15 protein-coding genes are annotated in these 14,060 nt (G+C 39.0%); 13 read left to right on the forward strand and 2 right to left on the reverse strand.

Features of this window, described 5'->3' with window-relative positions:
* Window positions 1-28 precede the first annotated feature (28 nt).
* The 7 genes from J7E67_RS28285 to J7E67_RS28315 all read left to right on the forward strand — a co-directional run bounded on the left by J7E67_RS28285 (window position 29) and on the right by J7E67_RS28315 (window position 5,836).
* Complete coding sequence (locus tag J7E67_RS28285; RefSeq protein ID WP_088088895.1) at window positions 29-466, forward strand: BrxA/BrxB family bacilliredoxin; 438 nt, start codon at window positions 29-31, stop codon at window positions 464-466.
* Window positions 467-597: 131 nt separating this feature from the next.
* Window positions 598-1,770 carry a M20 family metallopeptidase gene (locus tag J7E67_RS28290; RefSeq protein WP_214717226.1) on the forward strand — a complete coding sequence of 391 codons (1,173 nt, stop codon included), beginning with the start codon at window positions 598-600 and terminating at the stop codon, window positions 1,768-1,770.
* Between the two features lie 208 nt (window positions 1,771-1,978).
* Entirely contained in the window at window positions 1,979-2,755 is a 777-nt protein-coding gene (locus J7E67_RS28295) for an ABC transporter substrate-binding protein (RefSeq protein WP_214717227.1), read from the forward strand.
* A 62-nt stretch (window positions 2,756-2,817) separates the two neighbouring features.
* A complete protein-coding gene (locus tag J7E67_RS28300; RefSeq protein ID WP_168245002.1) occupies window positions 2,818-3,477 on the forward strand; it encodes an amino acid ABC transporter permease in 660 nt (219 codons plus the stop codon).
* The gene (locus J7E67_RS28305; RefSeq protein ID WP_214717228.1) at window positions 3,470-4,192 is read left to right on the forward strand and encodes an amino acid ABC transporter ATP-binding protein; all 723 of its coding nucleotides are present in this window, start codon (window positions 3,470-3,472) and stop codon (window positions 4,190-4,192) included. The genes J7E67_RS28300 and J7E67_RS28305 overlap by 8 nt, the downstream gene beginning before the upstream one ends.
* A 112-nt stretch (window positions 4,193-4,304) precedes the next feature.
* Complete coding sequence (locus J7E67_RS28310; protein WP_214717229.1) at window positions 4,305-5,300, forward strand: aromatic acid exporter family protein; 996 nt, start codon at window positions 4,305-4,307, stop codon at window positions 5,298-5,300.
* Window positions 5,301-5,323: 23 nt separating this feature from the next.
* Window positions 5,324-5,836, forward strand: coding sequence for a L,D-transpeptidase (locus tag J7E67_RS28315; protein WP_214717230.1), 513 nt, complete (start codon window positions 5,324-5,326; stop codon window positions 5,834-5,836).
* 43 nt (window positions 5,837-5,879) lie between these two features.
* On the opposite strand, the gene prli42 is transcribed toward J7E67_RS28315, so the two are convergent.
* Window positions 5,880-5,978 (reverse strand): stressosome-associated protein Prli42, encoded by a 99-nt coding sequence (gene prli42, locus J7E67_RS28320; RefSeq protein WP_179195915.1) that lies wholly within the window; start codon window positions 5,976-5,978, stop codon window positions 5,880-5,882.
* Between the two features lie 161 nt (window positions 5,979-6,139).
* Here prli42 and mce point away from each other — a divergent pair, with 161 nt between their 5' ends.
* The 4 genes from mce (at window position 6,140) to J7E67_RS28340 (ending at window position 10,799) form a co-directional block, all read left to right on the forward strand.
* Window positions 6,140-6,553 carry a methylmalonyl-CoA epimerase gene (gene mce / locus J7E67_RS28325; RefSeq protein ID WP_214717231.1) on the forward strand — a complete coding sequence of 138 codons (414 nt, stop codon included), beginning with the start codon at window positions 6,140-6,142 and terminating at the stop codon, window positions 6,551-6,553.
* The gene (locus J7E67_RS28330) at window positions 6,554-8,104 is read left to right on the forward strand and encodes an acyl-CoA carboxylase subunit beta (RefSeq protein ID WP_214717232.1); all 1,551 of its coding nucleotides are present in this window, start codon (window positions 6,554-6,556) and stop codon (window positions 8,102-8,104) included.
* A gap of 216 nt (window positions 8,105-8,320) precedes the next feature.
* Window positions 8,321-9,442: a tripeptidase T gene (locus J7E67_RS28335; RefSeq protein WP_214717233.1), complete on the forward strand. Its 1,122-nt coding sequence runs from the start codon at window positions 8,321-8,323 to the stop codon at window positions 9,440-9,442.
* 79 nt (window positions 9,443-9,521) lie between these two features.
* Window positions 9,522-10,799 (forward strand): DNA polymerase IV, encoded by a 1,278-nt coding sequence (locus J7E67_RS28340; RefSeq protein WP_214717234.1) that lies wholly within the window; start codon window positions 9,522-9,524, stop codon window positions 10,797-10,799.
* Window positions 10,800-11,024: 225 nt separating this feature from the next.
* Here J7E67_RS28340 and zwf read toward each other — a convergent pair whose 3' ends face one another.
* Entirely contained in the window at window positions 11,025-12,494 is a 1,470-nt protein-coding gene (gene zwf, locus J7E67_RS28345; protein ID WP_214717237.1) for a glucose-6-phosphate dehydrogenase, read from the reverse strand.
* 270 nt (window positions 12,495-12,764) lie between these two features.
* Here zwf and rnz point away from each other — a divergent pair, with 270 nt between their 5' ends.
* Both rnz and J7E67_RS32470 read left to right on the forward strand, forming a co-directional pair.
* Window positions 12,765-13,691, forward strand: coding sequence for a ribonuclease Z (gene rnz, locus J7E67_RS28350; protein ID WP_214717235.1), 927 nt, complete (start codon window positions 12,765-12,767; stop codon window positions 13,689-13,691).
* Between the two features lie 220 nt (window positions 13,692-13,911).
* The coding region (locus J7E67_RS32470) for a transposase (protein ID WP_214733287.1) at window positions 13,912-14,060 on the forward strand (149 nt) is incomplete at its 3' end.

Consider the following 14,060-nt stretch of genomic DNA (forward strand, 5'->3'; position numbering starts at 1 on the left):
ATAGTCATAAATCAAAGGAGTGAATTTAATGAGCATGGATTTTAATTTTTTTATGAATGATGTTGTTAACCAGGCACGTCAAGAAATCGTGTCTGCCGGATATAAAGAGTTGAAAACACCTGCAGATGTAGAGGAAGCACTTGAGCAAAAAGGGACCACTTTAGTAATGATTAATTCTGTATGTGGTTGTGCGGGTGGTGTTGCACGTCCTGCAGCAGCACATGCCTTACATTTTGATAAGCGCCCGGATCACCTTGTCACTGTTTTTGCTGGACAGGATAAAGAAGCAACCGAAAAAGCAAGAAGTTATTTCACTGGCTATCCGCCATCCTCCCCATCATTTGCCCTCTTAAAGGACGGCAAGATTATTACAATGGTTGAAAGACATCAAATCGAAGGTTTTGATCCAGCAACAGTCGTGTCAAAACTTCAAAAAGAATTTGATGAATATTGCGAAGAAGTTTAATAAAAGAATCCGAATGAAGGAAGGGTCAAATCATCTATCGATTTGGCCTTTTTTATTGTCAAAATGATATTTTTAATGTATATTTATTAATTATTTTGTAATTTTACTCATACTAAAGGGGAGATTCTAGCATGAAGGATTTATTAAAAAATTATTTAGAAATCATTAAACATAGATTATGGGAGATAAGTGATTCTTTGTATCATCATCCTGAATTAGGGGATCAAGAATTTGAATCTAGCAAACAGTTAATAGAATTCCTTGAGGAACATAAATTTGTAGTTGAAAAAGGAATTGTTGGCCGAGCTACTGCTTTTAAAGCGGTATACGACTCTAAGAAGGAGGGACCAACGATTGCCTATTTATCGGAATATGATGCGTTGCCTGAGGTTGGACATGGGTGCGGTCATAATCTGATTGGAACGATGAGTGCCGGGGCTGGAGCTCTCTTAAGTAAAGTGTTAGATGAAATTGGCGGACGTGTAGTTGTATTAGGAACACCTGCTGAAGAAACAAACGGTGCAAAAGTTCCAATGGCTGAACAAGGTATTTTTGATGATATCGATGCAGCTATGATTTTACACCCGGCTGATGAATCTTATGAGAGTGGTGATTCATTAGCGATGGATGCGATTCAATTTGACTTCCGTGGCAGAACAAGTCATGCAGCAGCTTCTCCAGAGATGGGAATTAATGCACTGGATGCTGTTATACAATTATTTAATGGCATCAATGCACTTCGTCAACATGTGACTTCTGATGTTAGAATCCATGGGATTATTAAAGAAGGCGGAGTAGCAGCCAATATTGTCCCAGATAAAGCAGTAGCTCAGTTTTATGTTCGAGCAAAGGATCGTACCTATTTAAACGAGGTTGTTCAAAAGGTAATTAATATAGCAAAAGGTGCATCTCTAATGACAGGTGCAGAGGTTCATATTGAAAACTACGAATTGAGCTATGATAATATGGTTACCAATCAAGCACTATCCCAATTATTCACAGACAATCTCTTAGCGGCAGGTGTAAAGCAAGTTAAGAAAGCGAAGGATTCATATGGTTCCATTGATATGGGAAATGTAAGTCATGTTGTTCCTGCGATACATCCTTATATTGGTCTTGATTCGCCTGGACTAATTGCACATACAAGGGAATTTGCCGACTTAACCATCACTGACAATTCCCATCAAATTCTTTCTAGAGGTGCCTTGGCCCTTGCCTTAACAGGATTTGATTTAATAACCAATAAAGAAGCATTGGAAAAAATGAAAAATGAATTTAGGCAAACAGTCGTAGGCAATCATTAACATAATCTCAAAAAGGCATCTCTTCTCAAGGAGGTGCTTTTTATTTGCTTTTAATATTATTTTAATATATTAAAGTGCAGAATTTTTGGAATATTTTTATATTAATATAATATCTTTTCAAAACAAATCCCATGTGTTAATATTCGTTTTGTTGAATAAAAATTCAAATTAGAATAAGCAGATATTATTAATCATAGGAGGAGTCATCATGAAAAAAACATTTTTATTTTTTACCATGATTTTAACATTAGTGGTGTTGGCCGCTTGCGGCCAGGGTAATAAGGACGGGGCAAATGGTGATAAAACAGAAGATAAGAAGGTATTAACGATGGCCACATCAGCTGATTTTGCTCCATTTGAATCAAGAGATCCATCAGGTAAAGTCGAGGGATTTGATATTGACTTAGCCAATGCTATTGCAAAAGAATTAGGTTATAAACTAGAGATTAAAGACATGAAGTTTGATGGTTTAATCGGTGCAATACAGGCTAAACGTGTGGATATGGTACTTGCTGGTATGTCAGCAACAGAAAAACGCAAACAAAATGTTGATTTTTCAACGGCTTATAATCATTCAGGTGAAATGTTTATCACACTTAAAGATTCTAAAATTAAAACTATCGATGATCTTAAAGGAAAAACGGTTGGAGTACAGTTAGGAACCATTCAAGAAGAGGGTGCCAAAACACTTCAAAAAAAGGTTGATTTTACGATTAAGCCACTAGACAATGCAACAACTTTAATTCAAGAACTATTATCTAATCGGATCCAGGTTGCTTATATGGATAAATCAGTTGCAACAGGATATATAAAGGAACAAGGTTTAGCTGGATTTGATGATCCAACAACAAGTTCTCCTGGAATGGCAGTTGCTTTTCCAAAAGGCAGTGATTTAACTGATGATGTAAATAAGGTTCTTAAAGACATGGAGGAGAACGGAAAACTCCAAGAATTAAAGGACAAGTGGTTAAAAGACCAGCAATAAGCATAAAATGAATGGCAACTAGACTTTTGGCGCAAAGAAAATTATAAAGTGAGGTGTAAGGCATGAATTTGGACTTTAGCCAAATTGTGCCTTATATTCCTTTTATTTTAGAGGGAATATGGGTTACATTAAAATTTGTTATTATTTCGATTATTTTAGGTTTTATCCTCGGCACAATTTTAGCTTTGTGTAAAATTTCACGAATCAAAGCATTAAATTGGTTTGGAGATGCATATACATCTATTTTTCGTGGTACACCATTAATTTTACAATTAATGCTAATCTATTTTGCGATCCCGCAATTAACGGGTTATGACATCTCACCATTTTTATCATCAATCTTAGCTTTTGGCCTAAATTCTTCCGCCTATGTTTCGGAGATCATCAGAGCCGGAATTCAAGCGGTTGATAAAGGTCAAACCGAAGCAGCTCAAGCACTAGGTGTTCCTTATCGTCTCATGATGAAGGACCTAATCTTACCTCAAGCACTAAAAAATATCTTACCTGCATTGATGAATGAATTTATTACCTTAACAAAAGAATCAGCCATCGTTTCTACGATTGGTTATCTAGATTTGATGCGTCGTGCGCAAGTTGTCGGAGCGGATACTTATCGTAATTTTGAACCATTAATCTTTGTTGGATTAATCTATTGGATCCTAGTAATGGTGCTGACTTTGGCAGGGAAACGGTTTGAACGGAGGCTGAAGTACAGTGATTAAAGTAGAAAACCTCTATAAACAATTTGGCAATAACGAAGTGTTAAAAAATATCTCAACCAATATTGATAGTGGGGAAGTAGTTTCTATTATTGGACCATCTGGATCTGGTAAATCCACCTTTTTACGCTGTTTAAATTTATTAGAGACACCAACGCAAGGGAAAGTTTGGATTAATAATCAAGAGATTACTGATAGCAAAACAAATATATTGGAAGTTCGTGAACAAATCGGTATGGTTTTTCAACACTTTTATTTATTTCCACATCTGTCGGTTTTGGAAAACTTAACCTATGCTCCGATGAAAGTAAAAGGTGAATCGCGAGAACTTGCTGAAAAAAAAGCACGCGAATTATTAGCTCGTGTGGGGCTTACCGAAAAAGAAAAAGCCTATCCGAATAATTTATCAGGTGGACAGAAGCAGCGTGTTGCCATAGCTCGTGCACTTGCCATGGAACCGAAGTTAATGTTATTTGATGAGCCAACATCAGCGCTAGATCCAGAAATGGTCAAGGAAGTACTTAATGTTATGAAGGATCTTGCTCAATCCGGTATGACTATGGCTATTGTTACACATGAAATGGGATTTGCTCGTGAGGTTTCTGACCGTATTATCTTCCTTGATGAAGGGGTATTACTAGAAGAAGGCTCTCCTGATGAATTTTTTAATAACCCCCGGACAAGCAGAGCAAAGGACTTTTTAGAGAAAGTATTGTAGTGGAATCAATCTTTACTATCAGGATTTCTTGCAAAAAATACTTTAATAGGGATATGCTAAAGATGGTCTAATCGATCATCTTTTTTATTTTTTGTATTTTGGGGAGATTACTATGAAATTTCGCATTGGCTACCGAACAATTAAAACAGCTGTTGGTACTGCTATTTCGATTTTAATTGCGCAGCAGCTTGGACTGGATAATTTTGCTTCCGCTGGCATATTAACTATTTTATGTATTCAGGTGACGAAGCGGAGATCGCTCCGAACAGCAGGAGATCGATTTTTAGCCTGTGTATTAGCGATGCCATTTTCGGCTATATTTTTTGAGGGAATCTCCTATCACCCAATTGTTATTGGGATCATGTTATTTTTCTTTATACCGACGATTGTGATGCTGAAGGCACCTGATGGTATTGTGACTAGCAGTGTCATTATTTTACATATTTATATGGCAGAGAAAATCTCCCTGGCAATTTTTTTTAATGAACTTGGAGTGATCACGATTGGAATTGGCGTGGCACTACTGATTAATCTTTATATGCCGAGCGTTGATAAAAAATTAAAGGACTATCAAAGCGAAATTGAGGAGAATTTTAAAATCATTTTCGGTGAAATGGTATGTTATTTACGGACGGGAGATAGTAATTGGGATGGAAAAGAGATTACGGTTAGTGCTCGTTTACTAGATGAAGCTATAACGCTAGCTCTTCAGGATGTTGAAAACCATTTTTTACGAGATGACAATTTATATTTTCATTATTTTAAAATGCGCGGTAAGCAATTTGAAATTATCGAACGTATCTTACCGATTGTCACCTCCATTACGCGTACAGTAAAGCAAGGGCATATGGTAGCTGAGTTTCTGGAAGAACTTTCTGAGAATGTTCATCCTGGAAATACAGCTCATATTTATATTGAAAAATTAAGAGAAATGAAAAAGGAATTTGAGGAAATGGAGCTCCCGAAGACAAGAGAAGAATTTGAAACGAGAGCAGCCTTACTTCAACTAGTAAATGAAATGAATGACTATCTGATTATAAAAAGTTCGTTTAAAGGAATAAAAACTTCTTCAAAAGTGAATGAACAGAAAAAGATTGAAGCAAACTAGGAAAAAAAAGGCAGGTGGCTGCTTTGATAAAAATCTTATCGCCAATCCTGATTACTTTTTTCATTTCACCATTTTGGCCGTTGGGGCCAAACCCTATGCCAGGCGATCCATTTGTTATTGTTAACAAAAGTAACAATGAAATGGCGTTTATTGATGAAAACAAAGTCCAAACAGTTGTAAGTGTCGGGACGGGTAAAACCCAAGAATTAACTCCGGAAGGTCTTTTCACTATTACGGTAAAGGCAAAAGAGCCTTATTTTCGAAAAGGGAATATTTCTGGAGGGGATCCAAAGAATCCACTAGGGGCCAGATGGATTGGCTTTGATGCAAAAGGAACCGATGGCAGAATCTATGGCATTCATGGGACAAATCAGCCTGCATCCATTGGAAAATACGTCTCTCAAGGCTGTATTCGCACACAGAATGAGGTCGTTACGTCTCTTTTTCCGTTAATTCCATTAGGAACAAAGGTATTAGTTATCTCTTCCAAAAAATCATTTGAGGCACTTGCCAAAGATAATGGGGCAATAAAATAGGAAAGGGACTGTTCAATTTGAACAGTCCCTTCCTTTTGTATATTTATGATAGAAATGTACCAATTCCGATTAGGAGAGTTGAGGCAAGCATAGCGAATAACATTAAATAAACAATGATTTTTCTCGTTTTCTTACTTTTCATTATGGGTACCTCCTTAACATTTTGGCGCTTTATATCTATTGTACAAGGAAATACAAAAATGAACAACGGAACAACTAAGTAATTTAGGAAGGATTTATGAACTTTTTCACGAATAAGATAATTGTCGAATTAATTTTAATTTTTAGAACAGAGGGGTAATAATGATTAAAAAGGTCGACCATATTGGAATTGCCGTTAGATCACTTGAACATACGCTTCCTTTCTATACCGATGTATTGAATCTACCATTGCTAGGAATTGAAGAGGTTGAAACTCAACTAGTAAGAGTGGCTTTTTTAGAGGCGGGAGGTACAAAAATCGAACTGCTTGAGCCTACTTCGGAAGAAAGTACCATTGCTAAATTTATCGAAAAACGCGGTGAGGGCATCCACCATGTTGCACTTGGTGTTGTTTCGATTAAAGAAAGAATTAGCGAAATGAAAGAAAAAGGGATTCGAATGATAGACGATCAGCCAAGACCTGGTGCTGGAGGAGCCAACATTGCTTTTATGCATCCAAAATCAACATCTGGGGTTTTATTTGAACTCTGTGAGAAGAAGGGGATGAAGGGGTAAATGATAGACATCTATGAAAAAATAAATGAGTTGTATGATAAACGTCGCGAGGTTGAACTCGGTGGCGGTGACGAGCGAATTGAGAAGCAGCATGAAAAAGGAAAATTGACAGCGAGAGAAAGAATCGATCTGTTAGTAGACAAAGGGACGTTTTTTGAATTAAATCCCTTTATTGAACACCGTACCAATGGTTTTGGTCTCGATGAACAAAAGGGCCCAGGGGACGGGGTAGTAACTGGTTACGGGAAAGTAAACGGCCGGCCCATTTATCTTTTTTCGCAAGATTTTACGGTCTTTGGCGGTGCATTAGGGGAAATGCATGCCAAGAAGATTGTGAATGTGATGGATTTAGCAGCGAAAAATGGGGCACCCTTTATCGGTCTAAATGATTCTGGCGGGGCGCGCATTCAAGAAGGTGTTGTTTCGTTAGATGGATACGGACATATTTTTTACCGAAATGCCATTTATTCCGGTGTGATTCCGCAAATCTCAGTAATCTTGGGCCCGTGTGCAGGTGGTGCCGTCTATTCACCAGCAATTACTGATTTTGTGTTTATGGTCGAAAAAACGAGTCAAATGTTTATTACGGGTCCTAAAGTCATCGAAACAGTGACAGGGGAGAAAATATCAGCTGAAGAACTGGGCGGTGCAAATGTACATAGCTCCATAAGCGGGAATGCCCATTTTCATTCCGATTCGGAAGTAGAGGTGTTACAGAACGTCCGCAGGCTTTTGAGTTATCTACCACAGAATAATGAAGAGAAACCTCCAAGATTTGAGGTGCAGGAGGAAGAAGACTACCGTCCTGACTTAATGGATGTTATTCCTTTCGATGCCGTTCGTCCATACGATGTCCGAAAAGTCATTGAGCAAGTTGTTGACGAGGACTCGTTCATGGAAATTCATAAGGATTTTGCTAGAAATATTGTCGTTGGCTTTGCACGTATCAAAGGTGAATCAGTAGGGCTTGTCTGTAATCAGCCTAGGGTCATGGCTGGCGGCTTGGATATTGATTCCTCTGATAAGGCGGCTCGGTTTATCCGGACCTGTGATTCTTTTAATATCCCTATCATAACGTTTGAAGATGTTACAGGCTTCTTCCCGGGAGTTAAGCAGGAACACGGGGGAATCATTCGCCATGGAGCTAAAATATTATTTGCCTATTCCGAGGCGACAGTTCCGAAATTGACGGTTATTTTAAGAAAAGCCTATGGCGGTGCCTATGTGGCGTTAAATAGTAAGTCAATTGGTGCTGACTTGGTATTTGCTTGGCCCAATGCGGAAATAGCTGTTATGGGTCCACAAGGGGCAGCCAATATCATTTTTGCCAAGGAAATTAATAATAGCGAAGATCCTGAACAGACCAGGCAGCAAAAAATCGATGAATACCGTGAAAAGTTTGCCAATCCTTATGTGGCGGCGAGCAGAGGCATGGTCGATGATGTCATTGATCCAAGAGAAACAAGATTGAAAATAGTGCAGGGATTAGAAATGCTTAGAAATAAAAAAGAGTCAAGACCTTACAAAAAACATGGAAATATTCCACTATAGTATAAATTGAAGTTGACGTCCTGCTCTTTCATTTGATGATATGAATAAGAAAGAGGTATACTGAAATAGAAAAGCGGAAGCGCCTTGTTCAGGGGCGACAAGCATAAGCCAAGCCGGCGAGAAGGTTGCTCTTTAACCTTCTTGACGGCTTGGCTTATGACCTCGAGCCCCAAGGAGCTGGACAATAGTGAATACATAACATGGAGGGTCAATATAATGGTTAATCAGGAACGTCTGTTGAATGAATTTTTAGAACTTGTGCAAATTGACTCAGAAACAAAATTCGAGACTGAAATTGCAAAGGTATTAAAACAAAAATTTACTGAGTTAGGACTCGATGTTTTTGAAGATGATACCACCGCTGTAACAGGCCATGGTGCAGGGAATCTAGTTTGCACGCTTGCGGCAACTAAAGAGGGTGTTGACCCGATTTATTTTACCTGTCATATGGATACTGTTACACCGGCTAAAGGTGTGAAACCATCGATTAAAGAGGGTTATGTGGTTACAGATGGCACCACGATCTTAGGGGCAGATGATAAAACAGGTATTTCTGTCATGCTTGAAACCATTCGTCAATTAAAAGAACAAAATCTACCTCATGGTTTGATTCAATTTGTCATCACTGTCGGAGAAGAATCAGGTCTTGTAGGTGCAAAAGCACTTGATTCTTCATTGATGAAAGCAAAATTTGGCTACGCACTGGATAGTGATGGCTTAGTTGGTAACGTAGTTGTTGCTGCTCCGACACAAGCAAAGGTAAAAACAGTTATTTACGGTAAAACGGCTCATGCCGGTGTGGCACCTGAAAAAGGAGTTTCCGCGATTACAATTGCCGCAAAATCGATTGCGAAGATGCCATTAGGAAGAATAGATCACGAAACAACAGCAAACATTGGCCGGTTTGAAGGCGGTCAGGCAACTAACATCGTTTGTGACCGTGTTGATATTTTAGCAGAGGCACGTTCGCTTATCCCTGAAAAAATGCAGGCTCAGGTAAGTAAAATGAAGGATGCATTTGAAACAGTTGCGGCACAAATGGGCGGCAGAGCAGAGGTAGATGTGGAAATCATGTATCCAGGCTTTAAATTTGGCGAAGGCGATCATGTTGTAGAAGTTGCACGCAAGGCAGCGGCTAAAATTGGCCGTAGTTGTGAACTGCAGCATAGCGGTGGAGGCAGTGATGCCAACGTTTTTGCTGGGTTTAATATTCCAACGGTCAATCTTGCTGTCGGCTATGAAGAAATCCATACCACAAACGAACGCATGCCGGTTGAAGAATTATATAAGCTTGCAGAAATGACACTTGCGATTATCGATGAAGTGGCAAATCAATAATGAGTTGTAAGGAGAACCTAACTGATGGTTCTCCTTTTTGATATAATTAGGGAAGAAAATGTGGTAAGGAAGTGCCAGCATGAAGGAAATGTATCCGAAAAACGGAAAAGTCATTTTACATGTTGATATGAATAGCTTTTATGCGTCGGTTGAAATGGCCTACGATCCCAAGCTGAAGGGTAAACCGCTCGCAATTGCTGGAAATGTCGAGGAGCGCAGAGGGATCATTGTTACCTGCAATTACGATGCAAGAAAATTTGGTGTGAAAACGACGATGCCGCTTTGGGAAGCGAGAAAACTTTGTCCGCAGTTAATCGTCATGAAACCTAATTTTGAGCGTTATCGGGCCGTTTCCATTGGTATGTTTGAAATTCTCAGGCACTATACAGAGCTTGTAGAGCCCGTTTCGATTGACGAGGGATACTTAGATATAACGGAAAGCTTTGAATACGGTAGCCCGATAGAAATCGCTGAAAGCATTCAAAAAAGGATTCTGGAACAACTAGATATACCTTGCAGCATAGGTATAGCTCCAAATAAATTTTTAGCAAAAACGGCTTCAGATATGAAAAAGCCAATGGGGATTACGATTCTTCGTAAGCGTGATATACCAAACGTTCTTTGGCCCTTGAACACGAACGAAATGCATGGTGTCGGAAAGAAGACAGCGGAAAAGTTACAGACAATTGGGATTCACACCATTGGTGAATTAGCAAAAGGCAATGAGATTCAACTTAAAACGCTTCTAGGCATTAATGGCCTTCGATTAAAAGAAAGAGCCAATGGGATTGATCATCGTCCTGTTGACCCGGAATCGATTGAAGAATTTAAGAGTATCGGCAATTCAACGACACTGCCTAAGGATGTTAGTAATCAGCATGAACTTTTTCGTGTGTTAACATCATTAGCGGAAACGGTCTCTATCAGGCTGAAGAGAAAGAATGTCCTTGCCGGAACTCTTGGAATTACAATTCGCTATAAGGATCGAAAGACAATTACCAGAAGTAAAAAGCTTCCCAACCCCATCAGTCATAAAGATGACATTTCTTCCTTTGCGCAGCAGATTTTTCTAAAAGCTTGGAATGGAGATGCTATTCGATTGTTAGGGATCACAGGCAATGATTTAGTGGATCATGATCATGCCTATAAACAGTTAGATTTATTTTCCTATGAAAAGGATGCGAAAAAAGAGCCGTTACTAAATACCTTATCTAGTCTTCGTGAAAAGTACGGGAAAAGTATCATTGAAAATGCGGGGTCGCACCAAATGGATGGTTCTCACAATATCGGGACTGAAACGAGCTTTAATAAAGATTTTCTGCGGACCTTTCCTAATAAAAATAATGATCTAGACTAAAAAGCACCACTTTGCTGTTATAACAAAGTGGTGCTTTTTTGAATAATATTAGAATTTATTTCTTTGAACTTCGATTACTGTCCAGCTCCAGTGCCCAGCGACTAGTGTACTTCGCCCTCCTCCTTACGATAAGTCAACATCGAATCGCTATCGCTCTCCGTGTTTCCTTTATCTCGTTCGGAGGGCTCCAGTCCATACGTCGCTGAACGGGCACTTTCACTTTTCTTATTTACAAATATCAACGCCTAGATCTGTTACAGGCCACCAGAAGTAGCCGTCTTTTTCTAAGAGTTCATCCACCTCTTTGGGACCCATTGTCCCTGACTGATAATTGGGGAAGTTAACAGCCTTCGTGTTTTCCCAAACCGCCGAAATTTTATCAACAAAGCTCCAGGAATAGGCGACTTCATCCCAATGCGTGAAATTTGTAGCATCCCCTCGCATACAATCCAAAAGAAGTTTTTCATAGCCTTCAGGAGTGTTCATCGCATGGATGCCTGTATTGGCGAAGCTAAGTTTTACTTCTTGCGCATCCAAATGTCCGCCCGCTTTCTTGGCGTTTAGGTGGAGGGTAATTCCCTCCTCTGGTTGAATATGAATCACAAGAAGGTTCGGATTTAACATTTTGTCAGTTTGGTAATATAAATTCATTGGAATATCTTTAAATTGAACGACAATTTTTGTTGATTTTGTCGACATTCTTTTCCCAGTACGGATGTAAAAAGGAACACCAGCCCAGCGGAAATTATCGATCATAATTTTCCCTGCGACAAAGGTTTCTGTATTCGATTCTTTGTCCACCATCGGTTCATCACGATAGGCAGGAACCTGGACATCCTCAACCGTGCCCTCACCGTATTGTCCGCGAACAAAATAATTATTTACTTGTTCCCCCTCAACGGTTCGAAGTGCTCGAAATACACGAACCTTTTCGGAACGGATTTCGTCGGTTGTAAGGTTAATAGGTGGTTCCATCGCAAGCAAGGCTACCATTTGCATCATATGGTTTTGAAGCATATCTCTAAGGGCCCCGCTTGTTTCATAATAACGGCCGCGCTCTTCGACACCGAGTATTTCACTTGAGGTGATTTGAATATTCGAGATATAGCGGTTATTCCAAAGCGGTTCAAAAATAGCATTGGCGAAACGTATTACTTCGATGTTCCGGACCATTTCTTTGCCTAAATAGTGGTCGATACGATAAACTTCTTTTTCCTTAAACGCACTTCTGATTTGTTTATTAAGCTCGATTGCAGATGCTAAGTCATGTCCGAATGGCTTTTCAATCACAAGTCGTTTGTAGCCTTTTACGTCCGTCAGTTTATCTGATTTTAAATGCAAGGCGATGGTTCCGAAAAATTCAGGGGCCATGGCGAGATAAAAAATGCGATTCCCTTCTAATTGATAATTTCCATCAATCTCATCTGCTAAATTTTTTAATATTGCATATGAATTGGAATCAGCGACATCATGTGATTGATAGTAAAAATGGGAGATAAATTCATCAATCTTGTCTTTGTTTCCTAATGCAGATAATACGGAGTCTTTAACGGAATGTTGAAACTCATCGTTAGTAAGGGATCTTCTGGCCACCCCAATAACCGCAAATTTATTTAATTTGCCTTTCTCAAATAACCGGTAAAGGGAAGGGAACAACTTCCGTTTTGCTAAATCACCAGTCGCACCAAAAATCATAATTAATGATGTCACGTTTCCAGTTTGCGTCAAAGTAAAGACCTCTTTTCTATTTATGTAAATTGTAAAATCAACAAATATCACATTTCTTGATTTTATAGCATTCCGTTAGACTTCGCAAAAATAAAACATTAAAGTCTCAATTATTTTTCACATAATAGTCCGTGCTATTCACTTATTAATTAAAGGTCCCCTAGGGGAAATTGATTTCTTTTTGTGCTATATTAACAATATTGGATAAAAGGAACGGATTGAGAGGAGCTATTATTAGTGGACATATTTTTCCTAGGAACAGGGGCGGGGATGCCGGCAAAACTCCGCAATGTGACGTCAATTGCACTGAAATTGTTAGAAGAGCGGGGGGCGGTTTGGTTATTTGATGCCGGTGAGGCGACCCAGCATCAAATTTTACATACATCGTTAAAACCTCGTAGAATTGAAAAAATCTTTATTACTCACCTTCATGGTGATCATATCTATGGTCTGCCTGGATTATTATCAAGCCGCTCTTTTCAAGGCGGAGAATCCGAGGTAACGGTTTATGGACCAAAAGGGATTAAGGACTATATTCATGTCAGTCTTTCATTAAGCCAGACCTATTTGAAATACCCGCTAACTGTTATTGAAATTGACGAGGGGATTCTTTTTGAAGATGAGCAGTTTACAGTGGAAGCCCTCAGGTTAGATCATGGCATCCCTTCATATGGGTATCGAATTGTTGAAAAGAATCGGCCTGGAACATTACTTGCTGATAAATTAAAAGAAGCGGGGGTACAGCCAGGGCCAATTTTTAGAAAAATTAAAAATGGTGAAACAGTTACCCTTGAAGACGGCAGGACAATTGATCCGAGTAAGTTTCTAGGTCCTGAACAGAAGGGGAGAATTGTCACGATTCTAGGGGACACACGGTACTGCGAAAATGCGATTTCATTGGCTGAAAATGCAGATCTTTTGGTGCATGAAGCGACTTTTTCAGCGGATGAAGAAAAACTTGCCCACGACTATTTTCATTCAACCACACATCAGGCAGCAGAAGTTGCTAAGAGGGCCGGTTGCAAGCAACTGTGTCTAACCCATATAAGCTCCCGTTATGATCGAAATGCTTGGCGGGAATTGGTGGATGAGGCAAAGGAGGTTTTTCCGAATACAGATATAGCTGAGGATTTTAAAGAAATAAATATTCCTCTTCGAAATTAAATAGGGACATTCGCTAATTTTTTTGATTCGCAAATAAAACCGGGTTTTTCGCAAATAAACTAGGACTTTTCGCAAATAAAATAGATGTATTCGCAAATAAAAGGTCCTTTTTCGCAAATAAAATAAAGTCCCTGCTGATGATAAACATAAGAAGAGGATGTCCATTTATGTACTGCACCCCAAAAGTTAGAGTAAAATCTAACTTTTGGGGTGTATTTTTATGGCTAAATACAGCGAACAATTTAAATTAATGATAGTAAGAGAGTATCAAGAGGGAAAATTGGGATATGTCTTGTTGGCTAGGAAGCATGGTATACAAAGTGGAACAACAAAAAAGAAAGGGGTAAAAGAAATTGAGAAATTTGGTGT

Source organism: Bacillus sp. ISL-46, from assembly GCF_018613205.1.

Coding starts and splice junctions, on each gene's coding strand:
- prli42 (WP_179195915.1), bottom strand. CDS start 5,978: ATGAAAAGTAAGAAAACGAGAAAAATCATTGTTTATTTAATGTTATTC.
- J7E67_RS28330 (WP_214717232.1), top strand. CDS start 6,554: ATGATAGACATCTATGAAAAAATAAATGAGTTGTATGATAAACGTCGC.
- J7E67_RS28310 (WP_214717229.1), top strand. CDS start 4,305: ATGAAATTTCGCATTGGCTACCGAACAATTAAAACAGCTGTTGGTACT.
- J7E67_RS28285 (WP_088088895.1), top strand. CDS start 29: ATGAGCATGGATTTTAATTTTTTTATGAATGATGTTGTTAACCAGGCA.
- J7E67_RS28295 (WP_214717227.1), top strand. CDS start 1,979: ATGAAAAAAACATTTTTATTTTTTACCATGATTTTAACATTAGTGGTG.
- zwf (WP_214717237.1), bottom strand. CDS start 12,494: ATGATTTTTGGTGCGACTGGTGATTTAGCAAAACGGAAGTTGTTCCCT.
- J7E67_RS28335 (WP_214717233.1), top strand. CDS start 8,321: ATGGTTAATCAGGAACGTCTGTTGAATGAATTTTTAGAACTTGTGCAA.
- J7E67_RS28300 (WP_168245002.1), top strand. CDS start 2,818: ATGAATTTGGACTTTAGCCAAATTGTGCCTTATATTCCTTTTATTTTA.
- J7E67_RS28290 (WP_214717226.1), top strand. CDS start 598: ATGAAGGATTTATTAAAAAATTATTTAGAAATCATTAAACATAGATTA.
- J7E67_RS28340 (WP_214717234.1), top strand. CDS start 9,522: ATGAAGGAAATGTATCCGAAAAACGGAAAAGTCATTTTACATGTTGAT.
- mce (WP_214717231.1), top strand. CDS start 6,140: ATGATTAAAAAGGTCGACCATATTGGAATTGCCGTTAGATCACTTGAA.